Genomic DNA, 25,540 nt, shown 5'->3' with positions numbered 1-25,540 from the left:
CGCCCGGTTACATTCCGAACCCGGAAGCTAAGCCTCACAGCGCCGATGGTACTGCAGGGGGGACCCTGTGGGAGAGTAGGACGCCGCCGAACTAAATTTGATAATAAGACGCCGGTCCCCGAACTTCGGTTCAGGGACCGGCGTCTTTTTGTTTTGTGTCACTTCCCGTTCACGTTGTCCCGACAGCATCCGCGGCATGGGGACAGTCGCAATGCTCAAGGCCGCGGGTATCGGACTCGGTGACGAGGTGATCGTGCCGGCGTACGGCAACGCCGAGGTCGCCGACGCCGTGGTGTCCGCCGGTGGACTGCCGGTGTTCGCTGATATCGATCCCGATACCTACTGTCTGGATGCCTCCGCCGTCACCGCCGCCATAGGGCCGCGCACGGCCGCCATCGTCGCCGTGCGGCGCTTCGGGGAGTCCTCGGGGCTGCAGCAGGTGCATGAGGTCGGCACCGGTAAGGGGTTGTTGGTGCTCCAGGAGGCCGACACGGTCGGTCCGGGGTCGGTTGCGCAGCGGCGGGCGCACGCGGCCTATCTGTCGGCTCGCCTCAGAGGCGTCGATGCTCCGGTGCACAGCGCGGGACACACGTATCAGCAGTATGTGGTCCGTGTTCCGGGGAATGGGCGGCCCGATCGTGATGCCTTCGCTCGCGCCGTACGGGCCAAGGGAGTTCGTTGTTCCGTGCCGGTGAAGACGCCGGTGCACCGGCTGCCCGAGTACCGGCGTGATGTGGCGCTGCCCGAGACCGAGCGGGCCGCCGACGAGACGCTTGCGCTGGAGATCGGCGGGGAGTTGAGCCGTCGCGAGCTGCAGCGGATCGTGTCCTCGTGCAATGCGCTCGGTGGGCTGCTCGTGCCCGCCTTCTGAAGAGGGCTCACGGCAGCGTTTCGAGGAAGGCGCGGGTCGCCGGGGTGGGGTTGAACTTGCTCCACGCCACGTACTCCGCGCGCCGCGGGCCGTCGATGACCGACAGGACCCGGACCTCGGGATACGCGTGGGCGATGGGGGAGGGGAGCAGGGCCACGGCCAGGCCGCGGCTCACGATGCGCAGCATCAGTTCGGCCGACATCAGCTCGTAGGCGACCTCGCGTTCCAACTCCGCTGCCTCGAAGGCGAGATCGCTCTGGGAGCGGCCCTGGGAGCCGACGGGGAAGTCGGCGAAGGGCGACTCGGCGAGGCGGCGGAGTGTGACCTTGCTCTGGTCTGCGAGCGGGTGGTCCAGTGCCACCACGGCGACCAGCTTCTCGCGGGCCAGTTCGCGGGTCTCCACTCCCTGCGGTTCGCGTGAGGCCGGCAGGCCCAGGAAGGCGACGTCGAGTTCGCCGGCGGTCACCTGGGCGCTCATGGCGTCGCTCGAGCCCACATGGAGACTGACTTTGACCTGCGGATACCGCTCGCGATAGCGCTGCAGGACGGTGGGGATGTCGACGGCGGCGACCGTGGGGATGATGCCGATCTTCAGGCTGCCCCTGACCTCGCCGACCGCGGCCGCCGCTTCGGCCGCGGCCAGCTCCGCGGCTTCGACGCACTGCTTCGCCCGTACGAGAAAGGCCTCGCCGGCGGGGGTCAGCTCCACGCGGCGGCTGGTGCGGGCGAAGAGCTGGACGCCCAACTCGCGTTCCAGGGAGCCGATCTGGTGGCTCAGCGCCGACTGGGCGACATAGCACTGGCGGGCGGCGCGGGTGAAGTTGCGGGTCTCGGCGACGGCGAGTGCGTAGCGGAGTTGTCTGAGCTCCATGCGATCTATCGTGCAGTGCGATCGGTTCGATGACAACTATGTGTTGGACCGATTGATAGGTGCGGGCCGAGACTCTTCGTATGACCACAGTGATGACCCCGCGGCCGGTGAAGCCGGCAGCGCCCAAGGCGCGTCCCCTGGCTGTCGGCGGCACTGTCGCCCTGATCCTGGCCACTGCCCTCGCGCCCATGGCGTGGGGCACGACCTATGTGGTGACGACGGAGTTCTTGCCGCCGGATCACCCGTTGTTCGCAGCGCTGTTGAGGTCGCTGCCCGGTGGGCTGCTGCTCGTCCTGTTCACCCGGGTCCTGCCGCACGGTGCGTGGTGGTGGAAGGCGGCGGTGCTCGGTGTGCTGAACATCGGTGCCTTCTATCCGCTGCTCTTCCTGACCGCCGAGCTGCTGCCCGGTGGGGTCGCGGCCACGCTCGGTGCCGTACAGCCCCTGATCGTGGCCGGACTCGCTGTCGGTGTGCTGCGGGAGCGGCCGTCCCTGTGGCGGATCGGATGGGCGGTCGCGGGAGCCGTCGGGGTCGGGCTCGTCGTGCTCGGGCCGGCCGCCGGGCTCGGGCTCGCCGGGGTGGGTGCCGGGCTGCTCGGTACGGCGTCCATGGCTCTCGGGGTCGTGCTGACCAAGCACTGGCGGGCGCCCGCAGGCGTCGGGCCCGTGGCCATGACCGGGTGGCAGCTCACGGCGGGCGGGCTGTTCCTCGTACCGCTCACCGCGCTGTTCGAGGGTGCGCCGCCGCAGATCGACGGCCAGGCGGTGCTGGGGTACCTGTGGCTCGGGACGGTGGGTGGCTTTATCGCGCACAGTCTCTGGCTGCGGGGGATAGGGCGGTTGCCGGTCACCGCGACCGCGCTGCTCGTTCTGCTGTCGCCGGTGGTGGCGGCGGTCATCGGTGCCTTCGCGCTCGGCGAGTCCTTCACCGCCTGGCAGATCGTCGGTCTGGCGCTCGCCCTCGGGGCGTTGGTCGCCGGACAGCTCAGCCCTCGACGCCCTCGTACGAAGGTGCCTCAGCGCCGCTGACGGCAGCCCACCCACTGCGTACCGCCCCCAGTCACAGAAGGAAGTCGGAGATGAAGCTCGCAGTCATCGGCGCCACCGGGATGGTCGGCAGCCGCGTCACCGCCGAGGCCGTACGCCGAGGGCATGAGGTGATCGCCGTGTCGCGCAGTGCGCCGCAGGACCTGCCCGCGGGTGCGGAGTGGGTGTCCGCCGATGTCGCGCGGCCGGAGGGGTTCAAGCCGATCCTCGCGTCCGTCGACGCGGCCGTGCTGGCCATCCGGCCCGCGCCGGGAGCCGAGGCGTCGCTCGCCCCGCTCACGGCGCAGTTGCTCGATGTGGCCGACGGTACGCGGCTGTTGATCGTGGGCGGTGCGGGTCCGCTGCGCAGTCCGGACGCGTCGCGTGGGCTCGTGGTCGACGATCCGGCGTACGTGGCCGAGCAGTGGCGGGCCATCGCGGTGGCGAGCACCGAGCAACTGGCTGTCTGCACCGGCCACTTCGGCGCCGACTGGACCTACCTCAGCCCGCCGGCGCTGCTGGCTCCCGGCGAGCGCACGGGAACGTACCGGTGGGGCGGCGACACCCTGCTCGTGGACACGGACGGGCGGTCGCACATCAGCGCCGAGGATCTGGCCGTCGCCGTGCTCGACGAGCTCCAGGACCGCTCCGGGATCCGGCATCTGACCGTGGCGTACTGATCGGTCCTCCAGTTCTCCCAGTCGCCTCAGGTCGTCAAGTCGTCATTTTGGGATGCGACTTGAAGAACTCCCACATCAGGTCCGTGGCGTTCACCGCCGCTTCCCGCTCGGCCATGTCGGCCTTGCCCTGCGGCCAGCTGTGGCCCATCTCCGGCAGTCGGTACGCGAGCACTTCGGAGCCGTCCGCGCACCGCGCGGCGGTCCTGGTGATCTTCTGCTTCAGCTTGGCGGGCGGCTGCTCCTCGCACTTGAGGCGCTCCTGCCAGATGGTGAGGCCGGCGTTGAAGGCCGGATACCACTTGTCCTCGCCGCCGAGGAAGGTGATCACCGAGACCGGGGACTTCGGCACATACGAAGCCGGATCGGTGATGCGGCCGCTGTAGCCGCCGCTGACGGGGGCGATGGCGGCGATGGTGTCGGAGAGTTCGACGGCCAGCTTGAAGGACATGTCCCCGCCGTTGGAGATGCCCGTGGCGTAGATCCGCTGCGGGTCGGCGCCCCATGTGTCGACAAGGCTCTTTGTCATCGTACGAAGGAAGCCGACGTCGTCTGCGCTGCCGCAGCAGACCAGGGCGTTCATCCCGCCGTTGAGGCCTTCGGGATAGACGGCGAGGAAGTTCTCCTCGTCGGCCTTCGCGGACAGGGCGCTGAGCCGGGCCACATGGGTGCCGGTGCTCGGGTACGGGTGCATCACGATCACCAGGGGGAGCTTTTGGCCCGGTGCGTACGAGGGCGGCGCGTGGACCGCGTACGCACGCTTCTCGCCCTTCCACTCGAGGGTGACGGTCTGGTCGCCGGGTCCTGGACTCGCTTTCGGCGAGGCGGACTTGGACGGCTTCCCGGACTTCTGGTCCTTCGCGTCACCGGAGCCGGACGAGCAGCCGGCCAGCGCGAGGGTGAGCGTCAGGAGGGCGGCGGTGAGTGCGCGGCGTAAACCCGTAGGCGACATGCGCGCATGGTGGCAGTGTCGCCGGGGGCGGTCCAGAGGAAGCGGTGGTTCTGTCGGGGCCGGGATTCGGGGTATGATCTGTGTCGTTGCCGGGCGGGAAACCGTGCAGGTCAACAGGCCCCTATAGCTCAGTCGGTAGAGCGTCTCCATGGTAAGGAGAAGGTCTGCGGTTCGATTCCGCATGGGGGCTCGGACAGGAAGAACCCCGCCCGGTGACCGGGCGGGGTTCTTCGCGTTCCGGGGCCTCTGCGGACCCGATGCCGGGATCAGTCCTTGTGCGGCTCGGGCACGCGCATCGCGAGGATCGCCATGTCGTCGGACGGTGCGTCCGTCGCGAAGCGCTCCACCGCGCGCATCACGCGGGAGGCGACCGCGCCCGCGGTCAGGCCGGTGCAGTTGGTCAGGACGTCCATCAGACCGTCGTCGCCGAGCATCCGTGTGCCCTCGCGGCGCTCGGTCACTCCGTCCGTCACGCACAGGAGCACATCGCCGGGCTCGAGCGTCATGGTCTGCTCGTACAGCTCCAGGTCGTCCATCACGCCGAGCAGCGGCTGTGGTTCGGCGAAGGGTTCGACCGTGCCGTCCTGGCGCAGGCGCAGCGGCAGCGGATGGCCGGCGCACACCAGCTTCAGGACTGCCGAGCCGTCCTCCTGCGGCCACAACTCCCCGTACAGCAGGGTGAGGAAGCGGCTGCGGGCGCCCTCGTCGAGGATCGCCGCATTGAGGCGTTCGAGGACGGCCGGGCCGCCGAAGCCCTCGCGGGCCAGGAGTCTGAGCGCATGCCGGGCGAGGCCGGTCACCGCGGCGGCCTCCGGGCCCGTACCGCAGACGTCGCCGATCGCGAAGCCGTATGCGCCGTCACGGATCGGGAAGAGGTCGTAGAAGTCGCCGCCGACCTCGTTGCCCTCGCCGGCCGCGCGGTAGATCACCTCGACCTCGACGCCGGGGATCTGCGGAAGGCCGGGCGGCAGCAGGCTGCGCTGGAGGGACTGGCTGATGGCCATGCGCTCCGAGTACAGACGCGCGTTGTCGAGCGCGAGGGCGGCCCGGCGGGAGAGGTCCTCGGCGAGTTCGAGGATCTCCTGGCGGAAGTGCTCCTCGGAGGGCTTGCCGAGTGTGAGCATGCCGATGACGCGGTTACGGGCGACCAGCGGAAGCACGACCGTCTCGCCGCCGACCGCCGAGGCCGTCGCGAGCGTGGTGCCGATACCGGCGGCAAGGCGCGTGGGCTCGCCGAGCCCCAGGCTGCGCATGGAGGTGCGCAGGGCGGCGCGGTGGGCCGCTTCGGACGGCGCGTTCCAGACGCGTGCGCCGGGGGTCGGCACCGGGTCGGGCGGATCGATGCGCTGGAGCAGGGCCTTGAGGCCGTCGATACGGTCCTCGTCCTCATGCAGGACGTAGGAGAGATACGGCTCCGACGACTGGTCGGCGATCGTGTAGACCGCGCACCAGGTGGCCAGCGTCGGGACGGTCATCTGTGCCATCAGGGCCAGGGTCTGGTCGCGGTCCAGGGTGCCGGCGAGCAGGTCGGAGGCCTCGACCAGGAAGCTCAGGGAGCCGCGGCGCAGGCGCTCGAGCTCGCCGAGGCGGGCGGATTCGACGTTGAGCGCGATGCGGTCGGCGGCGAACTGGAGGCGCAGCGCCTCCTCGTTCGAGTACCGGCCCGGCGCCTCGGCCGCGACGCCGAGCGAGCCGGTGAGCCGGCCCTCGACCTTGAGCGGGACGGTGACGACCGAGCGCATCCCGGTGCCGTTGAGCAGCGGGGCCGCGCCCGGTACGACGGTGAGGTCCTCGTGGACGGCGGGCATGCGCGCCGAACCGTAGCGCCCCGTGCCGGCCTCAACGGGTACGCGGGCGAAGCGCTGGCGGGCGGAGGGCAGGCCGGTCGAGGCGCGCACCTCCAGCTCCGTCTCGTCGTCCGTGGCGAGCAGCAGGAAGGCGGCGTCGCCGTCGAGCATGTCGCGGGCGCGCTCGACCGTGCGCTGAAGGAGGCCGTCGAGATCGTCGGGGGCGGGGGAGCCGATGAAGGTGTCGAAGGGGTCGGCCGCCGTGCCCGCGTCCGGGAGCGTCGCCGCGTCGGGGGCCGGGCCACGGTGCGGGCTCTGCAGCACGGCGCGCTCGTGGTCCCGTACGAGCAGACAGACCGTCGAGGGATCGCCCTCCGGGTCCCGTACGCGCAGATGAGAGGCGTAGACGGGGATCACCCGGCCGTCGGCGCCGCGGATCCCGTAACTGCCTTCCCAGCGCGAGAGTTGGAGCGCCTCGACGATGCCGGTGCCCGTGCCGGGGGTGTGCGGCCAGGCCGCGAAATCGGTGAGCTGGCGGCCGAGTACCTTCTCGCTCTCGTATCCGAAAAGGCTCTCCGCGGCGTCGCTCCACGCGGTGATCGCACCCTCGCGGTCGATCTGGACGACGGCGACATGGACGCGCGGGTCGGTGACCGGCAGCAGGTCGACGGGGAGCGCGGGGCCCGCGGTGCGGGTGCCGACCGGGCGCTCGGGCAGGTCGAGACGGAACCAGACCTGTTTGAACGTCGGCGTGTACTCGACACCCCAGCGGCTGGCGAGCGCCGCGCACAGCTGGAGGCCGCGGCCGCCTTCGCGGTCCGGACTTCCAAGAGTGCGCAAAGACTGCTGAAGCGGGATCTCTCGCTCCGGATAGCGGTCGGCGACCTCGATCCGTACAGCATCTTCACTGCGCAGGCACAGCACATCGGCGGTGGTGCCGGCGTGGACCACGGCATTGGTGACAAGTTCGCTGGTCAGGACCACCGCGTCATCGATGATGTCGGTGTAGCCCCAGCCCTGGAGGGTGTCGCGGACGAACGCTCGGGCACTGGCCACCGAGCGCCCGACGGGGTCGAAGCTGGCGGCCGCTCGCGCGGTGATCACAGCACTCCCTGTGCGCGTATCGGTGTCGGATCCGTCCACGTACACGTTTCCCCTGCCCATCGTGCGGCCGCCCCTCCACAAGCGCGTCAGCCCGTAAGTTCCCGTAGTACCGCCCAGGCCGGGCGGACCGGGGTGGTTGGACAGCCGGATGCCAGATTACTTACCTTCGCGGTTCATGCGGATGCCGGTTGCCGTGTTTCCGCCCGGAGGGTGCCGACGAACACTTCGGCGGAGTACGAAGCTGCCGAAGTGTTATGGCCTGGTTCGGACAGGGTGAAACACTGGGCAAGCTCTGAAGGACAGTCGGAGTAGCCCGGGAATCCCGGCAACGAGCATCGAGCAACCGAGCGAGTGGTCGACCCCTGCGGGAGGGACACGGTGGAGTCCGGTACAGCTGCGCGAGGCAAGTCCACGCGCGCGAAAGGCGCCCAGTCCCGTGCCGGCCGCGGTAACGGGACGGTGGAAGTCGATGCCGCGGCACTGAACAAGCTGGTCGCCGCGCTGGCCGCGATGCGGGACGGAAACTTCCGCAAGCGTCTGACGGTCACGAACGACGGAGTGATGGGCGAGATCGCGGCGCTCTACAACGATGTCGCGGACCGCAATCTGCATCTGACCGGCGAGCTCTCGCGGGTACGGCGCATGGTCGGCCGTGAGGGGAAGCTCACGGAACGGCTCGAGAGCGGCGCCTACGAGGGCTCGTGGGCGGCGGCGATCGACGCGTCCAACGCCCTGGTCGACGATCTCGTACGTCCCGTCTCCGAGGTCGGACGGGTGCTCTCCGCGGTCGCGGAGGGCGACCTGGAGCAGCGCATGGAGCTGCGCGCGCCCGGCTCGGACGGCTCGGCGCATCCGCTGCGCGGTGAGTTCCTGAAGGTCGGCCGCACGGTCAACAACCTGGTCGACCAGCTGTCGCGGTTCACCGACGAGGTCACGCGTGTGGCCAGCGAGGTCGGTACGGAGGGCAAGCTGGGCGGGCAGGCCCGGGTGCGTGGAATGTCCGGTTCGTGGAAGGACCTCACGGATTCGGTCAACACCATGGCGTACCGGCTCACCGCGCAGGTGCGTGACATTGCTCTCGTCACCACCGCGGTCGCCAAGGGCGATCTGTCGCGCAAGGTGACGGTGCATGTCGCGGGCGAGATGCTCGAGCTGAAGAACACCGTGAACACCATGGTCGACCAGCTCTCCTCCTTCTCCTCCGAGGTCACGCGTGTGGCCCGCGAGGTGGGTACGGAAGGCGAGCTGGGCGGTCAGGCGCAGGTGCCGGGCGTGGCCGGTGTGTGGAAGGACCTCACCGACTCGGTGAACCTGATGGCCGGCAACCTCACCGCGCAGGTGCGCGGGATCGCCGAGGTCACCACGGCCGTCGCCAACGGTGATCTGTCCCGCAAGGTCACCGTGAGCGCGCGCGGCGAGGTCGCGCAGCTCGCCGAAACGATCAACCAGATGACCGAGACCCTGCGCACCTTCGCGGACGAGGTCACACGCGTGGCGCGCGAGGTCGGCTTCGACGGACAGCTCGGCGGGCAGGCGCTCGTGCCGGGCGCGGCGGGTACGTGGAAGGACCTCACCGACTCGGTGAACACGGTCTTCCGCAACCTCACCACCCAGGTGCGCGACATCGCCACCGTGACGACCGCGGTGGCCAGCGGTGATCTCTCGCAGAAGGTCACCGTCGACGTGGCCGGCGAGATGCTGGAGCTCAAGAACACCGTCAACACGATGGTCGATCAGCTCTCGGCCTTCGGCTCCGAAGTCACGCGTGTGGCACGGGAGATCGGCGTCGAGGGCGAGCTCGGCGGGCAGGCCGAGGTGCCCGGTGCGGCGGGTACGTGGAAGGACCTCACCGACTCGGTGAACACCGCCTTCCGCAACCTCACCGGCCAGGTGCGCAACATCGCCCAGGTCACCACGGCGGTGGCGAACGGCGACCTCTCGCAGAAGGTCACGGTCGACGTCTCCGGCGAGATGCTCCAGCTGAAGAACACCGTGAACACGATGGTGGACCAGCTCTCCAGCTTCGCCGACCAGGTGACCCGTATGGCCCGTGACGTGGGCACCGAGGGGCGCCTGGGCGGACAGGCCCGCGTGGACGGCGTATCGGGTACGTGGAAGGACCTCACGGACTCCGTCAACTTCATGGCGGGGAACCTGACTTCACAGGTACGGCAGATCGCCCAGGTCACCACCGCGGTGGCCCGTGGCGACCTCTCGCAGAAGATCGAGGTCGACGCGCGCGGCGAGATCCTCGAGCTCAAGAACACCATCAACACCATGGTCGACCAGCTCTCCGCCTTCGCCGACCAGGTGACCAGGGTCGCCCGCGAGGTGGGTACGGAAGGCCGGCTCGGCGGTCAGGCGCAGGTGCCCGGCGTCGCCGGTGTGTGGCGCGATCTGACCGACTCCGTGAACGGCATGGCCGGCAACCTCACGGCCCAGGTCCGCAACATCGCGCAGGTCGCGACCGCGGTGGCCCGCGGTGACCTCTCGCAGAAGATCGAGGTCGACGCGCGCGGCGAGATCCTGGAGCTGAAGAACACCCTCAACACGATGGTGGACCAGCTCTCCAGCTTCGCCGACCAGGTGACCCGGGTGGCCCGCGAGGTGGGCACCGAGGGCATCCTCGGCGGACAGGCCGAGGTCCAGGGTGTCGCGGGCACCTGGAAGGACCTCACGCAGTCCGTGAACTTCATGGCGAACAACCTGACTTCACAGGTTCGCAACATCGCCGAGGTCACCACCGCGGTCGCCATGGGCGACCTGTCGAAGAAGATCACCGTCGACGCGAAGGGCGAGATCCTCGAACTCGTCACGACCGTCAACACCATGGTCGACCAGCTCTCCAACTTCGCCGAGCAGGTCACGCGCGTGGCCCGCGAGGTGGGTACGGAGGGCCAGCTGGGCGGTCAGGCCCGGGTGCCGGGAGTCACCGGTATCTGGAAGGACCTCAGCGACAACGTGAACCTGATGGCCTCCAACCTGACCAGCCAGGTGCGCAACATCTCGCAGGTCGCGATGGCGGTCGCCAACGGCGATCTGACCCGTACGGTGACGATCGAGGCGCGCGGCGAGGTCGCGCAGCTCGCCGACACCTTCAACACCATGGTGCGCACCCTGAGTTCGTTCGCCGACCAGGTCACCAAGGTGGCCCGCGAGGTGGGCACGGACGGCATCCTCGGCGGTCAGGCCCGCGTACCCGGCGTCGCCGGTACGTGGAAGGACCTCACCGAGTCCGTGAACCAGATGGCGGCCAACCTCACCGGCCAGGTGCGCAACATCGCGATGGTCACCACGGCCATCGCCAAGGGCGATCTCACCAAGAAGATCGACATCGACGCGCGCGGCGAGATCCTGGAGCTCAAGACCACGATCAACACCATGGTCGACCGGCTCTCGTCCTTCTCCGAAGAGGTCACCCGAGTCGCCCGAGAGGTGGGTACGGAAGGCCAGTTGGGCGGTCAGGCCCGCGTACGCGACGTCGACGGCACCTGGCGCGACCTCACCGAGTCCGTGAACGAGATGGCCGGGAACCTGACCCGGCAGGTGCGCGCCATCGCCGCCGTCGCCACCGCGGTGACCCGCGGCGACCTCAACCTGAAGATCGACGTGGACGCGGCGGGCGAGATCCAGGTCCTGCAGGACAACATCAACACGATGATCGCCAACCTGCGCGACACCACCATCGCCAACAAGGAACAGGACTGGCTCAAGGGCAACCTGGCCCGTATCTCCGGCCTCATGCAGGGCCGCCGCGACCTCGCGGACGTGGCCGGCCTGATCATGAGCGAGCTGACCCCGGTGGTCTCCGCGCAGCACGGCGCGTTCTTCCTGGCGATGCCCACGGACGACGCCAAGGAGGTCGGGGCGTCCGACGAGGACGCGTACGAGCTGCGCATGATGGGCAGTTACGGCTACTCCATGGGCTCGATGCCGACGTCCTTCAAGCCGGGCGAGACGCTGATCGGCACGGCCGCGCAGGAGCGGCGCACGATCCTCGTCGAGAACGCGCCATCCGGCTATCTCAAGATCGCCTCGGGTCTCGGGGACGCCCCGCCGGCGCAGGTGATCGTGCTTCCGGTGCTCTTCGAGGCGCAGGTGCTCGGTGTGATCGAGCTGGCCTCGTTCCAGCCGTTCACGCAGATCCAGCGGGACTTCCTCAGCCAGATCGCCGAGATGATCGCGACGAGCGTCAACACCATCTCCGTCAATACGAAGACGGAGGTCCTGCTCAAGCAGTCGCAGGAGCTCACCGAGCAACTCCGCGACCGTTCCGAGGAGTTGGAGAACCGGCAGAAGGCGCTCCAGCTGTCCAACGCCGAGCTGGAGGAGAAGGCCGAGCTGCTCGCCCAGCAGAACCGCGACATCGAGGTCAAGAACACCGAGATCGAAGAGGCCCGCCAGGTCCTCGAGGAGCGCGCCGAACAGCTCGCGGTCTCGATGCGCTACAAGTCCGAGTTCCTCGCGAACATGTCGCACGAGCTGCGCACCCCGCTCAACTCGCTGCTTATCCTCGCCAAGTTGCTCGCCGACAACGCGGAGGGCAATCTCTCGCCCAAGCAGGTCGAGTTCGCCGAGACGATCCACGGCGCGGGTTCCGACCTGCTCCAGCTGATCAACGACATCCTGGACCTGTCCAAGGTCGAGGCGGGCAAGATGGACGTCTCGCCGACGCGGATCGCGCTCGTCCAGCTCGTGGACTATGTCGAGGCGACGTTCCGTCCGCTCACCGCGGAGAAGGGCCTCGACTTCTCCGTACGGGTGTCTCCGGAGCTGCCCGCGACGCTGCACACAGACGAGCAGCGGCTCCTCCAGGTGCTGCGCAACCTCCTGTCGAACGCGGTGAAGTTCACCGACTCCGGCGCCGTCGAGCTGGTCATCCGGCCCGCGGGCACCGAGGTGCCGCACGAGATCCGCACCCAGCTCCTGGAGATGGGCACGCTGCGCAGCCCGGACGCGGACATGATCGCGTTCTCGGTCACCGACACCGGTATCGGTATCCCGGGCAGCAAGATGCGGGTCATCTTCGAGGCGTTCAAGCAGGCCGACGGCACCACCAGCCGCAAGTACGGCGGTACGGGCCTGGGTCTGTCGATCAGCCGGCTCATCGCGCGGCTGCTCGGCGGCGAGATCCACGCGGCGAGCGAACCGGGCCGCGGCTCGACCTTCACGCTGTACCTGCCGATGCACCCCAACGAGCTGCCGCCGCAGGAATACGCCCAACTGGCCACCGCCATCGAGCCGGAGAACCACACGGGTCTGCAGGCGCTGCCGCCCGCGCCGGTCGACGAGCCGTTCGCGGCGAGCGAGAACGGCAAGGCGGAGCTCGCCGAGCCGGAGCCGGTGGCCCAGTCGGGCACCCTGTTCCGGCGCCGCAGGCGCTCCGTACAGGCCGCCGAGCCGCGGGCCGCGCTGCCCGGCCAGACCGCGGGACAGAGCGGTCAGGAGCCGTGGACGGGCGCGGAACAGCCGGCGCCGCAGCAGCGGCCCAGCTACCACTTCGGCGGTGAGAAGGTCCTGATCGTCGACGACGACATCCGCAACGTCTTCGCGCTGACCAGCGTCCTCGAACAGCACGGTCTGTCCGTCCTGTACGCGGAGAACGGGCGCGAGGGCATCGAAGTCCTCGAGCAGCACGACGATGTGACGCTGGTTCTGATGGACATCATGATGCCGGAGATGGACGGCTATGCGACGACGACGGCGATCCGTCGGATGCCGCAGTTCGCGGGTCTGCCGATCATCGCTCTCACCGCGAAGGCGATGAAGGGCGACCGCGAGAAGGCCATCGAATCCGGTGCTTCGGACTACGTCACGAAGCCCGTCGATCCCGACCATCTGCTTTCGGTCATGGAGAGCTGGATGAACGAGGACTGAGCGGCAGCGTGCGCCGCTTGTCCGTGCGCGGCCGGATGCTTGACCGGTCGCGCACGGAATCCGCCCGGAAGGGGCGGCCGGGGCGCAGGAAGCGGCCGGTGACGGCGGCCGCGCGCGAAGACGTGCTGACGGAACGTGTCCGTTGCCGTGTAGAGGTGCGGGATTCGGGGAACCTTCTGGTCTCCGCTTGCGTTTCTGCTACGTGCACAGTGACATCGCGGTGACAGGGTGTGGCGACAGGCGGGGTGCGGCTACCATGACCGGCACAAGGACGGGCGGCAGGACGGAGTCGTCCCCTGGGGCGGCGACCGGTGGACTGCCGGGGCGAGGAGGACGGGCCATGGTGCAGAAGGCCAAGATCCTCCTGGTCGATGACCGGCCGGAGAATCTGCTGGCGCTCGAGGCCATCCTCTCTGCGCTCGATCAGACCCTGGTGCGGGCATCGTCCGGGGAGGAAGCGCTCAAAGCACTGCTCACGGACGACTTCGCGGTCATTCTGCTGGACGTCCAGATGCCTGGAATGGACGGTTTCGAAACCGCAGCGCACATCAAGCGCCGGGAACGGACCCGAGACATCCCGATCATCTTCCTCACCGCGATCAACCACGGTCCGCACCACACGTTCCGCGGCTATGCGGCGGGCGCGGTGGACTACATCTCGAAGCCCTTCGACCCGTGGGTCCTGCGCGCCAAGGTCTCGGTGTTCGTCGAGCTCTACATGAAGAACTGCCAACTGCGAGAGCAGGCCGCTCTGCTGCGGCTCCAGCTCGAAGGCGGCGGCAAGGCGCCGATCGGCGACAAGGGCGAGCCCGCAGGGCTGCTCGCCGAGCTCTCGGCGCGGCTCGCTGCCGTGGAGGAGCAGGCGGAGGCGCTGTCCAAGCAGCTCGACGACGAGTCCGCGGACGCCGCGGCGGTGGCCACGGCGGCCCATCTGGAGCGCAAACTGACCGGGCTCCGCCGGGCACTTGACGCTCTGGAGCCGGGTACGGGTCCGGGCGCGGCTTCGCTTCCTTCGCAGAACTGACGCGTCTCCGCGTACGTGACGTGGAACCTCCAGGTGCGTGAAGTCGAACCTCCCCGTATATGACGCGGAATCTCCACGTCCTCTCTGCGGTACCCATCCGCCTCCGTACCTGCACAATTGATCCCGCGTCAGTTTCGTGCCCTTGAGCGCCGACACGAACGGGTGAAGCAGTGGGCACACGTGTCCGCAGAGGTCCGCACCGGTAACCTCACCCCCATGGCCTCACGTCCCTCCGCAGCCAAGAAGCCCCCTGCCAAGAAGGCGGCGGCGCCCAAGAAGGCTCCGGCGAAAAAGGCCACGGCAGCCAAGGCGCCGGCCAAGAAGGCGCCCGCCAAGAAGGCCGCGGCCAAGCCGGCACCCAAGCCTGCCCCGAACCCCACCGGTGGCCTCTACAAGCTTGTCCGCGCCGTCTGGCTCGGTCTGGCGCACGCGGTGGGTGCGACGTTCCGCGGCATAGGGCGTGGTGCCAAGGGACTCGACCCCGCACACCGCAAGGACGGACTCGCGCTGCTGCTGCTCGGTCTGGCGCTGATCGTCGCGGCCGGCACCTGGTCCCAACTGCGCGGCCCCGTGGGCGATCTGGTCGAGCTCCTGGTCACCGGCGCGTTCGGCCGGCTCGACCTCCTGGTGCCGCTGCTCCTGGGCGGCATGGCCGTACGGTTCATCCGCCACCCCGAGCAGCAGGAGGCCAACGGCCGTATCGTCATCGGCCTTTCGGCCCTCGTCATCGGGGTGCTCGGCCAGGTGCACATGGCGTGCGGCGCCCCCGGGCGCGGTGAGGGCACCGAGGCCATAAGGGATGCCGGCGGCCTGATCGGCTGGGCCGCGTCCCGCCCGCTGATCTTCACGATGGGCGAGGTGCTCGCCGTACCGCTGCTCGTCCTGCTCACGGTCTTCGGCCTCCTGGTCGTCACCGCGACTCCGGTGAACGCCATTCCGCAGCGGCTCCGGCTGCTCGGCCAGAAGCTCGGCATCATCCAGCCCGACCCGGTCGAGGACTCCGCGTTCGGTGACGCCGCCGAGGACGACGCGCGCTACGACGAGCAGTGGCGCGATGCCGTGCCCGCTTCCCGCGGCCGCCGCAAGCAGACGCCCGCACCAGACGCGTACGACCCTGAGAAGGCCGAGGAGGAGGCACTCACCAAGCGGCGCCGCCCACGCCGCGCCCCCGTGCGCCCCGAGATGGAGCCCTCGCTCGACGCGATCGACGTGGCCGCCGCGGCGGCCGCCGCGCTGGACGGCGCCGTGATGCACGGGATGCCGCCCTCGCCGCTGGTCGCCGACCTCACCCAGGGCGTCACGGTGGAGCGGCCCGAGCCCACGCCGACGCCGCTGCCGAGTGCCCGGATCAAGGATGTGACGGCGACCGAGGAAGCGGCCCCCGCGCCGGCGGCGCCGCGCACCGAGAGCGCCGTGCCCGACCTGACCAAGGCCGCGCGCGAGGAGCCCCGCGATCTGCCGCCGCGCGCCGAGCAGCTCCAGCTCTCCGGCGACATCACCTATGCCCTGCCCTCGCTCGACCTTCTGGAGCGCGGCGGGCCCGGCAAGACGCGCAGCGCCGCCAACGACGCCGTGGTGGCCTCGCTCAGCAATGTGTTCTCCGAGTTCAAGGTCGACGCCGAGGTCACCGGGTTCACCCGGGGCCCGACGGTCACGCGCTACGAGGTCGAGCTCGGCCCCGCGGTGAAGGTCGAGAAGATCACGGCCCTCGCCAAGAACATCGCGTACGCGGTCGCCTCGCCCGACGTCCGGATCATCAGCCCGATCCCCGGCAAGTCCGCGGTCGGCATCGAGATCCCGAACACCGACCGCGAGATGGTCAACGTCGGCGACGTCCTGCGGCTCGCGGACGCCGCCGAGGACGACCACCCGATGCTGGTCGCGCTCGGCAAGGACGTCGAGGGCGGCTATGTCATGGCGAACCTCGCCAAGATGCCGCACGTCCTGGTGGCCGGCGCCACCGGCTCCGGAAAGTCCTCCTGCATCAACTGTCTGATCACCTCGATCATGGTGCGTGCGACCCCCGAGGACGTACGGATGGTCCTCGTCGACCCCAAGCGCGTGGAGCTCACCGCGTACGAGGGCATTCCGCACCTGATCACGCCGATCATCACCAACCCGAAGCGGGCCGCCGAGGCGCTGCAGTGGGTCGTACGGGAGATGGATCTGCGCTACGACGACCTCGCGGCGTACGGCTTCCGGCATATCGACGACTTCAACGAGGCGGTGCGCAACGGCAAGGTCACCCCGCCGCTCGGCAGTGAGCGCGAGCTCCAGCCGTACCCGTATCTGCTGGTCATCGTGGACGAGCTCGCGGACCTGATGATGGTCGCGCCGCGCGACGTCGAGGACGCGATCGTCCGCATCACCCAGCTCGCCCGCGCCGCCGGTATCCACCTCGTGCTCGCGACCCAGCGGCCGTCCGTGGACGTCGTGACCGGTCTGATCAAGGCGAATGTGCCCTCGCGGCTCGCCTTCGCCACCTCCTCGCTCGCCGACAGCCGGGTCATCCTCGACCAGCCGGGCGCCGAGAAGCTGATCGGCAAGGGTGACGGGCTCTTCCTGCCGATGGGCGCGAACAAGCCGACCCGTATGCAGGGCGCCTTCGTCACCGAGGCCGAGATCGCCGCCGTCGTGCAGCACTGCAAGGACCAGATGGCGCCCGTCTTCCGGGACGACGTCACCGTCGGCACCAAGCAGAAGAAGGAGATCGACGAGGAGATCGGCGACGATCTGGACCTCCTGTGCCAGGCCGCCGAACTGGTGGTCTCGACCCAGTTCGGGTCGACCTCGATGCTCCAGCGCAAGCTCCGGGTCGGGTTCGCGAAGGCGGGGCGCCTGATGGACCTGATGGAGTCGCGGAACATCGTCGGACCCAGCGAGGGCTCGAAAGCCCGGGATGTCCTGGTCAAGCCGGACGAATTGGATGGAGTGCTCGCGGTGATCCGCGGGGAGGCTCACCCGTAAGGGGACGGCAGGCAACCGTTTCCCTTCGGACCACGTCAAGTTGGAAGAGGGGTAGGCGACCTGTCCCACCATCAGGATGTCCGGTCATGATGCATGTCCGGCCAGCCTGATGGCGTACAAAGTGCTCCCGCCCGGTTGCCCCACCCTTTCGTACCCCCCCTAGACTGAACGTCCAGCAGGTGGCTACACGCTCGAAAGGCGCCCCCGTGTCCATCGGCAACTCCCCTGAAGACGACCGTCCTTCATTTCCGGAAGACGAGGACCGTCCCTCGATCGGCCGAGCCCTGCAGCTCGCCCGCATCGACGCGCGGCTCACGGTCGACGAGGTCAGCGCGGCGACCCGCGTCCGGGTTCCGATCGTGCATGCGATCGAACAGGACGACTTCTCGCGCTGTGGTGGCGACGTCTACGCACGAGGGCATATCCGCACCATCGCGCGCGCCGTCGGCGTCGACCCCGCCCCGCTGCTCGCCCAGTTCACCGAGGAACGCGGCGGCCGGCCCACCCCGACCCCCGCGGCCCCGCTGTTCGAGGCCGAGCGCATCCGCCCCGAGCCGCGCCGCCCCAACTGGACCGCCGCCATGGTCGCGGCGATCGTCGCGGTGATCGGCTTCGTCGGATTCACGATGTTCAGCGACTCCGACAAGGGCACCAAGAACCCCGTCGCCGAGGCCGCGCCCACGACCAGCAAGCCTGCCGACAAGCCGGCGCCCACGAAGCCGGCCGACCCCAAGCCGGACCCGGCGGACAGCGCGATCGCCGGTGCGCCCAAGGACAAGGTCACGGTCCTGATCAGCGCCGAAGAGGGCAAGAGCTGGATCTCCGTCAAGGGCCACGACGGCGCCACGATGTTCGACGGCCTCGTTGCGGACGGACAGACCAAGACCTTCACCGACGACGAGCGCATCGACCTCGTGCTCGGGAACGCGGGAGCCATAAAGCTCTTCGTGAACGGCAAGGAGGTCAAGGACGACTTCCAGGAAGGCCAGGTCGAGCGGCTCTCCTACACCAAGGACGACAAGGGGCCCGACCCCGAGGTCGGCTGACGATCTTCGTACCGTGCCCCGCCGGATGCGTTCCGGCGGGGCACGGTGCTGTGTCGCCCCGGGGGCTGCGGGCTGAGCCCACTTGTGGGCTCTGCCGCCCCCACACCCCCGCCTGGCCCCGGTGGTAGGGCGGTCGTTGCGGGTGCTGTTGCACGGGGTACTCGTGGGGGCTGCGCCCCCACACCCCGCCGCGGCGAGGACGGGCAGGTGAACCAGATACTCTGGACGTTATGCCCGAACGCCGTACCGTCGCCCTTGTCACTCTTGGCTGCGCCCGTAACGAGGTGGACTCGGAGGAGCTCGCAGGCCGCTTGGAGGCGGACGGCTGGGAGCTCGTCGAGGACGCCTCGGACGCGGATGTCGCCGTCGTCAACACCTGCGGATTCGTCGACGCCGCCAAGAAGGACTCCGTCGACGCCCTGCTCGAAGCCAATGACCTCAAGGACCATGGCAGGACCCAGGCCGTCGTGGCCGTGGGCTGCATGGCCGAGCGGTACGGCAAGGAGCTCGCCGAAGCGCTGCCCGAAGCCGACGGAGTGCTCGGCTTCGACGACTACACCGACATCTCCAGCCGCCTGAACACCATCCTCAGCGGCGGCAACGTCGAGGCGCACGCCCCGCGCGACCGGCGCAAGCTGCTGCCGATCACGCCCGCCGAGCGCCAGGCCGCCGCCGCGGGCACGGCCCTGCCCGGACACGCACAGGCCCCCGAGGACCTCCCGGAGGGTCTCGCTCCCGAGTCCGGTCCGCGCGCGCCCCTGCGCCGCCGTATGGGCACCTCGCCCGTCGCCTCCGTGAAGCTGGCCTCCGGCTGCGACCGGCGCTGCTCGTTCTGCGCCATCCCGTCCTTCCGCGGCTCCTTCATCTCGCGCCGTCCCTCGGACGTGCTCGGGGAGACCCGCTGGCTGGCCGAGCAGGGCGTGAAGGAGATCATGCTGGTCTCCGAGAACAACACCTCGTACGGCAAGGACCTCGGCGACATCCGCCTCCTGGAGACGCTCCTTCCCGAGCTCGCCGCCGTCGACGGCATCGAGCGCGTACGCGTCAGCTACCTCCAGCCGGCCGAGATGCGGCCCGGTCTGATCGACGTGCTGACCTCGACCGAGAACGTCGCCCCGTACTTCGACCTCTCCTTCCAGCACTCCGCGCCGAACGTGCTGCGCGCGATGCGCCGCTTCGGCGACACCGACCGCTTCCTGGAGCTGCTGGACCAGATCCGCGGCAAGGCGCCCACGGCCGGTGTGCGGTCCAACTTCATCGTGGGCTTCCCCGGTGAGACCGAGGCCGACGTGGACGAGCTGGAGCGCTTCCTCACGGGTGCGCGGCTCGACGCGATCGGCGTCTTCGGGTACTCCGACGAGGACGGCACCGAGGCCGCCACGTACGACAACAAGCTGGACGAGGACGTCGTAGCCCAGCGCCTCGCGCGGATCTCGCGGCTGGCCGAGGAGCTCACCCACCAGCGGGCCGACGAGCGGGTGGGCGAGAGCCTGCGGGTGCTCGTCGAGTCCGTCGACGATGAGGACGGCGCCACCGGCCGCGGTGCGCACCAGGCACCCGAGACCGATGGACAGGTGGTGTTCACGTCGAGTCAAGGCTTGACTGTCGGTCGTATGGTCGAGGCAAAGGTCGTCGGCACGGAGGGCGTCGACCTGGTCGTGGAGTGTCTTGAGGAGGCAGGCAGATGACGGGAGTCCCGGCATCCGCGGGCGGGGCCGGCGGGAAGCCGGTGCCCGGCGGCAAGCTGGGTGCTGCGGCCGTCAATCAGGCCAGCCTCTGGAACATCGCCAACATCCTCACCATGATCCGGCTCCTCCTCGTGCCGGGTTTCGTCCTGCTGATGCTGGCCGACGGCGGGTACGACCCGGCTTGGCGCTCGCTCGCCTGGGCAGCCTTCGCCATCGCCATGATCACGGACCTGTTCGACGGCCATCTGGCCCGTACGTACAACCTGGTCACCGACTTCGGGAAGATCGCCGATCCCATCGCCGACAAGGCGATCATGGGCGCCGCGCTGATCTGCCTCTCCTACCTCGGCGATCTGCCGTGGTGGGTGACCGGTGTGATCCTCGGCCGTGAACTGGGCATCACGCTGCTCCGCTTCATCGTCATCCGGTACGGGGTGATCCCGGCCAGCCGTGGCGGCAAGCTGAAGACGCTGGCGCAGGGCATAGCGGTGGGGATGTACGTGCTCGCGCTCACCGGGCCGCTGGCCACGTTGCGCTTCTGGGTGATGGCCATAGCGGTGGTGCTCACCGTGGGGACCGGCCTGGACTATGTGCGCCAGGCCGTCGTGCTGCGGCGCCAGGGTCTCGCGAAGGAGCGGGCCGAGGCGCTGGAGGGGTCGTGACCGCTGGGGAAGCGGCTGCCCCGGTCCAGCCGGCGGGGGAAGCGGCTACCCTGGTCCAGCGCCTTCTCGTCTCACGAGGTGAAACGCTGGCCGTCGCGGAGTCCCTGACCGGAGGTATGGTCGCGGCAGAGCTCACGGCCGTGCCGGGCGCCTCCAAGGTGCTGCGCGGCTCCGTCACCGCGTATGCCACCGAGATCAAGCACTCGGTGCTCGGCGTCGACGGCTCGCTTCTTGCCGGGCGCGGCGCGGTCGATCCCGAGGTCGCACGGCAGATGGCCGTCGGTGTGCGCCGGCTGCTCGGCGCCGACTGGGGCATCGCGACCACCGGTGTCGCCGGACCCGACCCACAGGACGGCCAGCCGGTCGGGACGGTGTACGTGGCCGTCGCCGGACCGGTCGAAGAGGTCACGGAACCGGACGAACCCACCGGGCGACCAGGTCCGGAACATGGGAAAGTCGCTGCTCTGAGGTTGAACGGCGACCGTACGGAAATTCGTATGGAGAGTGTACGGAGCGTGCTCGGCCTGCTCGTGAGCGAACTGACCGGGAATGCGGGCGCACAGGATACGGAACAGAACGGGGGGAATTGATGTTTGCAGCCCTGAGTGAACACGACATCGCTCCCCGCACGGCCGCCCCGCGAGGCGGTACGGTGGGGCGTGAAGGATGCGGCTACGCGGTCCGAGGAGGGAGCCACCGATGATTCTGCTCCGTCGCCTGCTGGGTGACGTGCTGCGTCGGCAGCGCCAGCGCCAGGGCCGTACTCTGCGCGAAGTCTCCTCGTCCGCCCGAGTCTCGCTCGGCTATCTCTCCGAGGTGGAGCGGGGGCAGAAGGAGGCGTCCTCCGAGCTGCTGTCCGCCATCTGCGACGCGTTGGACGTACGGATGTCCGAGCTCATGCGCGAGGTCAGCGACGAGCTGTCGCTCGCCGAGCTGGCCGCATCGGCCGCCGCGGGTGAGACCGCGCGCGAACCGGTCGCCGCCGGAGTGCGTCCCATGCTCAATTCCGTCTCCGTGGCCGGTGTGCCGCCGGAGCGGGTCACCATCAAGGCGCCCGCCGAGGCTGTGGACGTGGTCGCCGCCTGATCGGTTTTTCCGGCTTTCCCAGAACCCCGGCGGGTTGTCCCGCCGGGGTTCTGGCGTTCCTGGGTGCGCATGGGGTCTTTGGTCCCGGGTACGCGGGACTTTCGAAATGCCCACTTTTGTGGGTGCGTGCAAAGGTGGAACGAGCCGGAGTTTTTCGTTCCGAGAGGTGGCGAGGAAGCGCATGTACGTCGTGAAGAGCCCGTTGTCCGATGCGGATCTCAAGGTCGTCTCCGAGGCACTGCAAGGTGCGCTCGTGGATCTGGTGGATCTCTCCCTCGTGGCCAAGCAGATCCACTGGAACGTCGTCGGGCCCCGGTTCCGCTCCGTCCATCTGCAGCTGGACGAGGTCGTGGACACCGCGCGGCTGCACTCCGACACGGTGGCCGAGCGCGCCTCTACCCTCGGTGTCTCGCCCGACGGGCGGGCCGCGACGGTGGCGGGGACCAGTGGCATCGGCGCGGTGCCCGAGGGCTGGGTCAAGGATGTCGACGCCGTACGGGCGCTGGTGGACGCGCTCGGTGCGGTGATCACTCGGATGCGTGAGCGGGTGGACGCGACGGGAGAGGCGGATCCGGTGAGCCAGGACATCTTCATCGGGATCACGGCGGATCTGGAGAAGCATCACTGGATGTTCCAGGCGGAGAACGGCTGACAGTCGGGGGAGGCGGTTCGTAGGCGGTTCGTTCCGTCAGCCCGTCAGCCCGTCAGCCCGTCAGCCCGCGTGTCCGCGTGTCCGCGGAGAAGGGGGCCGTCCCACGCGGGGCGGTCCCCTTCGGCGTTGCCGGCGGAGGCCTCAGCCCTGTCGGGCGAGGGGGCCCAGCAGCAGGTGGTTCTGCAAGAAGTCCAGGGCGGCGACGTGACGGTCGAGCGGCGGGAGCCCGTTGATCTCTCGCAGGGCGTCCCCGAGCATGGTCACCGTTTTCCCGATCAGCGTGGTCGGCGCCACGTACACGAGGAAGGTGCCGGCGACGGCGCGTGCCGGTCCGGCACCCGGGCCCTCGAGCCGGGCGGCTGTCGCAACGGCCGCCTGGGCGGCGGCGGTGTCGAGGTCCCCGCGTGCGGCGTTCACGCCGACGCTCGCCCAGTCGAAGAACCCCCGCTCCCGCTCGGCGGTCTCCCGGTCGTCGATGAGATTCCCGCGGAGGTCGTGTGCCAGGCGTCGTCCGGGCTCTTCGGTGTCGTACGGGGCCAGATGCACAGGGCAGGTGACGGCGACCGCGTCGGTCGCGTCGGCCGTCCTGGTCTCGTGGAAGCGGATGGCCAGGTGCCTGATGCGGTTGTTGGCCGCTTCGCAGGTCGTGGGTGCGGGGTCCTTGGAGAGTTCCTCGAGGGCTTTGCCGAGCACGCGCTCCTCGTTGACGAAGAAGGGCACGGAGGCGGTGAGACCTTCAGGGAGCGCGGCGGGGGCTTCAGGGGCGCCGACAGCCGCCAGGGGGTCGCATTCGGGGCTGGGGGCGGCAGGGGCCGGTGCGCGCCGTGCGATGTCCGGGAGCGGCATGTCTTTCGCGAAGGGGGTGGGCAGCGAAGGCAGCGGCTCGGGAGGACGCGCCGGGGGTGCGCTCGCCGGCGGTTCAGGTTCTGGTGCGGGGCGCCTGCGCGGTCCGGAGGGCCGAGGTGGACCGAAACCGGGACTCATCGAGTGTTCCTCCCCGAAGTCGTTGGCCGACCGGACGAGTCTGCGGCCCTGGATGCGGGCCGGGCAAGGGCGGCGGAGACTGGTGCGAAGGGTGCGACGGGATCGGTTCCGTCGCATCTCTCGTACCCCGGGCGACCGCGGTGCGCCTTCCCGCCGGGTGATCGGCGGCGTTCGGCGCCGGTGTGGCACGGGGGCAGGAGGTGAGGGCCATGGCGGCTGGGACCGCTCTCGTGCGGCGCGTGCCCCGAGGTGTGCTGGTCTGCTTGGCGCTGGCCGGAGGTGCCGTGTGGTGGTGGGCCGTGGGGCGGCTCGTTCTCGCGTCCGGGGATGCGGGGGCCGTCGAGGCGTCCATAGCCGCCGGTGGGTGGGGGCTGAGTCTGCTGCCCGTGCATACGGTGCCGTGGGCGCGCGCCGTGGGGCCGCGGCGGGTGCGGGCCGCCTATCGGGCGCGGGCGCGGCGGCAGGCCGCCTGGCGCCATGCCTCGAAGGGTCTCAGGGGGCGGGTCGCTACCAAGGCATGGCGACGCCGCCGTTGGGGCGGAGGATCTGGCCCGTCGTGAACGAGGCCGCGTCGGATGCCAGATGCAGCACCGCGTGGGCGATCTCCTCGGGCAGCCCGACCCGGCCGAGCGGGGACATCTTCGACATCAGGGCCTCGGTGTGGGCCTGCACCTCGCTGTTGTTGTGGCGCAGGGTCATCGGGGTGCGGATCCAGCCGGGAGCCACCGCGTTGACGCGGATGCCGTGCCGGCCGATCTCGGTCGCGAGCGTCTTGGTGAGCTGGACGACGGCGGCCTTCGCGGCGCCGTAGCACAGGAGGCCCGGCCCGCCGGTGTCGACCGCGCCCGAGGCCATGGTGACGATGCTGCCCTTGGTGCCGTTCGCGATCATCACGCGGGCGGCTTCCTGGCAGGCGTACAGGATGCCCTTGAAGTTGATGTCCAGGACCCGGTCGAGGTCCTCGTCCGTGGTCTCGAGGACCGGGCTGCTGTGCATGACACCGGCGACAGCGGCGAGGATGTCCGGCTGCGCCTGGACGATGGCCGCTTTGACCTGCGCGCGGTCCGTCACGTCGAGGACATGGGTGTGCGCCGTGCCGCCCTCGGCCTTGACGGCCGTCGCGGTGTCGTGGAGGCCTTCGGCGTCGCGGTCCGCGCAGTGCACGGTGGCGCCGGCGCGGGCGAGCAGCAGCGCGCTTTCGCGGCCGATGCCGCTGGCGGCTCCGGTGATGAACGCGGTGCGGCCGGTGAGGTCGTACGCCTGGATGACGGGCATGGTCGGACGGTACGGATTCTTCTGACGGTCCGTCAATTGTCTGTGCGGGATTGGTAGTACGGGGGGCGTACGGACGTGGTTGTGCGGGGGTTGCCGCGCAGGGTCAGGGCGTGGGGCCGCTCTGGCAGCGGGGGCACCAGTACGTGGGCCGGTCGCGGCTGCCGTCGCCCTGCTGGGCCGTGCGGATCGGGGTGCGGCAGCGCAGACAGGGGCGCGGTGCGCGGCCGTACACGTACAGGCGCTGGTCGCGGCGGTTGGTGGTGGTGCGCATCGGCCGGTCGCGGTTGGCGTCGAGTACGCGATGGGCGGCGGCGATCAGCCGCGGGGGGAGGTCGTCGGGGAGGTCGCCGACGGTGGTCCATGGGGTGACGGCCGCCATGAAGCAGAGCTCGCTCTTGTAGATGTTGCCGATACCGGCGAGGTTGCGCTGGTCCAGGAGGGCTTCGCCGAGCTGGCGTCCGGGGTCGGCGAGGAGATTGGCGAGGGCCTTGTCCGGGTCCCAGTCCGGGCCCAGGAGATCGGGGCCGAGATGGCCCACGGCCTTGTCCTCCTCGGCGGTGCGCAGGAGTTCGAGGACGGGGAGGCGGTAGCCGACGGCCGTGTGCTGCTCATTGCCGAGGATGGCGCGGATCTGGTGGGCCGCGCCGCCGCTCCAGCGTTCGGTGGCGGTGAACACCTTCCAGGACCCGTCCATACGGAGGTGGGAGTGGAGGGTGAGGCCGCCCTCGATGCGGGTGAGGAGGTGCTTGCCGCGGGGGGTGACGTCGAGCACCTCGCGGCCGGTCAGGTCCGCGGTGGCGTACTTCGGGACCCGCAGATCGCTGCGGGTGAGCTTCCGGCCGGCCAGGGCTCGGTGGAGGCGGCCGGCTGTCTGGTGGACGGTGTCGCCTTCGGGCATGGGGTCATTGTGCGCCGTGGGGCCGGGCGGCGGGCGGGGGTGACCCCCGGCCCGTCCCGGTCGGCGGGCGGGGGTGACGCCCCGGCACGTCTCG

Annotated in this window: 18 protein-coding genes, 1 tRNA gene and 1 rRNA gene; 14 read left to right on the top strand and 6 right to left on the bottom strand. The window is 69.7% G+C overall.

Annotated features, from left to right (window positions below; translation table 11 throughout):
* Both rrf and ABT367_RS31540 read left to right on the top strand, forming a co-directional pair.
* Positions 1–92, top strand: a 5S ribosomal RNA gene (gene rrf / locus ABT367_RS31545); the annotation flags it as partial.
* 104 nt (positions 93–196) lie between these two features.
* Complete coding sequence (locus tag ABT367_RS31540) at positions 197–871, top strand: DegT/DnrJ/EryC1/StrS family aminotransferase (protein WP_352256687.1); 675 nt, start codon at positions 197–199, stop codon at positions 869–871.
* A gap of 7 nt (positions 872–878) precedes the next feature.
* On the opposite strand, the gene ABT367_RS31535 is transcribed toward ABT367_RS31540, so the two are convergent.
* The gene (locus ABT367_RS31535) at positions 879–1,742 is read right to left on the bottom strand and encodes a LysR family transcriptional regulator (RefSeq protein WP_352256686.1); all 864 of its coding nucleotides are present in this window, start codon (positions 1,740–1,742) and stop codon (positions 879–881) included.
* Positions 1,743–1,822: 80 nt separating this feature from the next.
* Between ABT367_RS31535 and ABT367_RS31530 the strand changes: the two genes are divergently transcribed.
* Both ABT367_RS31530 and ABT367_RS31525 read left to right on the top strand, forming a co-directional pair.
* Positions 1,823–2,770, top strand: a complete 948-nt coding sequence (locus ABT367_RS31530; protein ID WP_352256685.1) for an EamA family transporter — start codon at positions 1,823–1,825, stop codon at positions 2,768–2,770.
* 50 nt (positions 2,771–2,820) lie between these two features.
* Complete coding sequence (locus ABT367_RS31525) at positions 2,821–3,447, top strand: NAD(P)-dependent oxidoreductase (RefSeq protein ID WP_352256684.1); 627 nt, start codon at positions 2,821–2,823, stop codon at positions 3,445–3,447.
* 34 nt (positions 3,448–3,481) lie between these two features.
* Here the strand turns inward: ABT367_RS31525 and ABT367_RS31520 are convergent, their stop codons facing one another.
* Positions 3,482–4,396, bottom strand: coding sequence for an alpha/beta hydrolase family esterase (locus ABT367_RS31520; RefSeq protein WP_352256683.1), 915 nt, complete (start codon positions 4,394–4,396; stop codon positions 3,482–3,484).
* A 117-nt stretch (positions 4,397–4,513) separates the two neighbouring features.
* On the opposite strand from ABT367_RS31520, the gene ABT367_RS31515 reads away from it, so the two are divergent.
* A tRNA-Thr gene (locus ABT367_RS31515) sits at positions 4,514–4,586 on the top strand.
* 76 nt (positions 4,587–4,662) lie between these two features.
* Here the strand turns inward: ABT367_RS31515 and ABT367_RS31510 are convergent.
* The gene (locus ABT367_RS31510) at positions 4,663–7,347 is read right to left on the bottom strand and encodes a SpoIIE family protein phosphatase (RefSeq protein ID WP_165333624.1); all 2,685 of its coding nucleotides are present in this window, start codon (positions 7,345–7,347) and stop codon (positions 4,663–4,665) included.
* Positions 7,348–7,665: 318 nt separating this feature from the next.
* On the opposite strand from ABT367_RS31510, the gene ABT367_RS31505 reads away from it, so the two are divergent.
* From ABT367_RS31505 to ABT367_RS31465, 9 genes are all read left to right on the top strand, one after another.
* A complete protein-coding gene (locus tag ABT367_RS31505; RefSeq protein WP_352256682.1) occupies positions 7,666–13,164 on the top strand; it encodes a HAMP domain-containing protein in 5,499 nt (1,832 codons plus the stop codon).
* Between the two features lie 340 nt (positions 13,165–13,504).
* The gene (locus tag ABT367_RS31500) at positions 13,505–14,188 is read left to right on the top strand and encodes a response regulator (RefSeq protein WP_352256681.1); all 684 of its coding nucleotides are present in this window, start codon (positions 13,505–13,507) and stop codon (positions 14,186–14,188) included.
* A 216-nt stretch (positions 14,189–14,404) separates the two neighbouring features.
* Positions 14,405–17,155 (top strand): DNA translocase FtsK, encoded by a 2,751-nt coding sequence (locus ABT367_RS31495; RefSeq protein ID WP_352256680.1) that lies wholly within the window; start codon positions 14,405–14,407, stop codon positions 17,153–17,155.
* A gap of 206 nt (positions 17,156–17,361) precedes the next feature.
* Positions 17,362–18,201: a helix-turn-helix domain-containing protein gene (locus ABT367_RS31490; RefSeq protein ID WP_352256679.1), complete on the top strand. Its 840-nt coding sequence runs from the start codon at positions 17,362–17,364 to the stop codon at positions 18,199–18,201.
* Positions 18,202–18,431: 230 nt separating this feature from the next.
* On the top strand, positions 18,432–19,889 hold the full coding sequence (rimO, locus tag ABT367_RS31485) for a 30S ribosomal protein S12 methylthiotransferase RimO (protein ID WP_352256678.1): 1,458 nt from the start codon (positions 18,432–18,434) through the stop codon (positions 19,887–19,889).
* The gene (pgsA, locus tag ABT367_RS31480; protein WP_352256677.1) at positions 19,886–20,551 is read left to right on the top strand and encodes a CDP-diacylglycerol--glycerol-3-phosphate 3-phosphatidyltransferase; all 666 of its coding nucleotides are present in this window, start codon (positions 19,886–19,888) and stop codon (positions 20,549–20,551) included. The genes rimO and pgsA overlap by 4 nt, the downstream gene beginning before the upstream one ends.
* Positions 20,548–21,141, top strand: a complete 594-nt coding sequence (locus ABT367_RS31475; RefSeq protein WP_434975581.1) for a CinA family protein — start codon at positions 20,548–20,550, stop codon at positions 21,139–21,141. The genes pgsA and ABT367_RS31475 overlap by 4 nt, the downstream gene beginning before the upstream one ends.
* A gap of 109 nt (positions 21,142–21,250) precedes the next feature.
* The gene (locus ABT367_RS31470; RefSeq protein ID WP_165333629.1) at positions 21,251–21,637 is read left to right on the top strand and encodes a helix-turn-helix domain-containing protein; all 387 of its coding nucleotides are present in this window, start codon (positions 21,251–21,253) and stop codon (positions 21,635–21,637) included.
* Positions 21,638–21,818: 181 nt separating this feature from the next.
* Complete coding sequence (locus ABT367_RS31465) at positions 21,819–22,289, top strand: Dps family protein (protein ID WP_352256676.1); 471 nt, start codon at positions 21,819–21,821, stop codon at positions 22,287–22,289.
* A 141-nt stretch (positions 22,290–22,430) separates the two neighbouring features.
* Here the strand turns inward: ABT367_RS31465 and ABT367_RS31460 are convergent, their stop codons facing one another.
* The 3 genes from ABT367_RS31460 to ABT367_RS31450 form a co-directional block, all read right to left on the bottom strand.
* On the bottom strand, positions 22,431–23,009 hold the full coding sequence (locus ABT367_RS31460) for a hypothetical protein (protein WP_352256675.1): 579 nt from the start codon (positions 23,007–23,009) through the stop codon (positions 22,431–22,433).
* A gap of 771 nt (positions 23,010–23,780) precedes the next feature.
* The gene (locus ABT367_RS31455; protein WP_352256674.1) at positions 23,781–24,548 is read right to left on the bottom strand and encodes an SDR family NAD(P)-dependent oxidoreductase; all 768 of its coding nucleotides are present in this window, start codon (positions 24,546–24,548) and stop codon (positions 23,781–23,783) included.
* Between the two features lie 103 nt (positions 24,549–24,651).
* Positions 24,652–25,446: an Fpg/Nei family DNA glycosylase gene (locus ABT367_RS31450; protein WP_352256673.1), complete on the bottom strand. Its 795-nt coding sequence runs from the start codon at positions 25,444–25,446 to the stop codon at positions 24,652–24,654.
* Between the last annotated feature and the right edge of the window lie 94 nt (positions 25,447–25,540).

This window comes from Streptomyces mesophilus, assembly GCF_040300965.1.
GTDB classification, from domain to species: domain Bacteria; phylum Actinomycetota; class Actinomycetes; order Streptomycetales; family Streptomycetaceae; genus Streptomyces; species Streptomyces mesophilus_A.
This window is presented reverse-complemented; position numbering and strand designations above follow the sequence as displayed.

Coding starts and splice junctions, on each gene's coding strand:
- ABT367_RS31450 (WP_352256673.1), bottom strand. CDS start 25,446: ATGCCCGAAGGCGACACCGTCCACCAGACAGCCGGCCGCCTCCACCGA.
- ABT367_RS31500 (WP_352256681.1), top strand. CDS start 13,505: ATGGTGCAGAAGGCCAAGATCCTCCTGGTCGATGACCGGCCGGAGAAT.
- ABT367_RS31465 (WP_352256676.1), top strand. CDS start 21,819: ATGTACGTCGTGAAGAGCCCGTTGTCCGATGCGGATCTCAAGGTCGTC.
- rimO (WP_352256678.1), top strand. CDS start 18,432: ATGCCCGAACGCCGTACCGTCGCCCTTGTCACTCTTGGCTGCGCCCGT.
- pgsA (WP_352256677.1), top strand. CDS start 19,886: ATGACGGGAGTCCCGGCATCCGCGGGCGGGGCCGGCGGGAAGCCGGTG.
- ABT367_RS31495 (WP_352256680.1), top strand. CDS start 14,405: ATGGCCTCACGTCCCTCCGCAGCCAAGAAGCCCCCTGCCAAGAAGGCG.
- ABT367_RS31455 (WP_352256674.1), bottom strand. CDS start 24,548: ATGCCCGTCATCCAGGCGTACGACCTCACCGGCCGCACCGCGTTCATC.
- ABT367_RS31530 (WP_352256685.1), top strand. CDS start 1,823: ATGACCACAGTGATGACCCCGCGGCCGGTGAAGCCGGCAGCGCCCAAG.
- ABT367_RS31540 (WP_352256687.1), top strand. CDS start 197: ATGGGGACAGTCGCAATGCTCAAGGCCGCGGGTATCGGACTCGGTGAC.
- ABT367_RS31525 (WP_352256684.1), top strand. CDS start 2,821: ATGAAGCTCGCAGTCATCGGCGCCACCGGGATGGTCGGCAGCCGCGTC.
- ABT367_RS31535 (WP_352256686.1), bottom strand. CDS start 1,742: ATGGAGCTCAGACAACTCCGCTACGCACTCGCCGTCGCCGAGACCCGC.
- ABT367_RS31470 (WP_165333629.1), top strand. CDS start 21,251: ATGATTCTGCTCCGTCGCCTGCTGGGTGACGTGCTGCGTCGGCAGCGC.
- ABT367_RS31510 (WP_165333624.1), bottom strand. CDS start 7,347: ATGGGCAGGGGAAACGTGTACGTGGACGGATCCGACACCGATACGCGC.
- ABT367_RS31520 (WP_352256683.1), bottom strand. CDS start 4,396: ATGTCGCCTACGGGTTTACGCCGCGCACTCACCGCCGCCCTCCTGACG.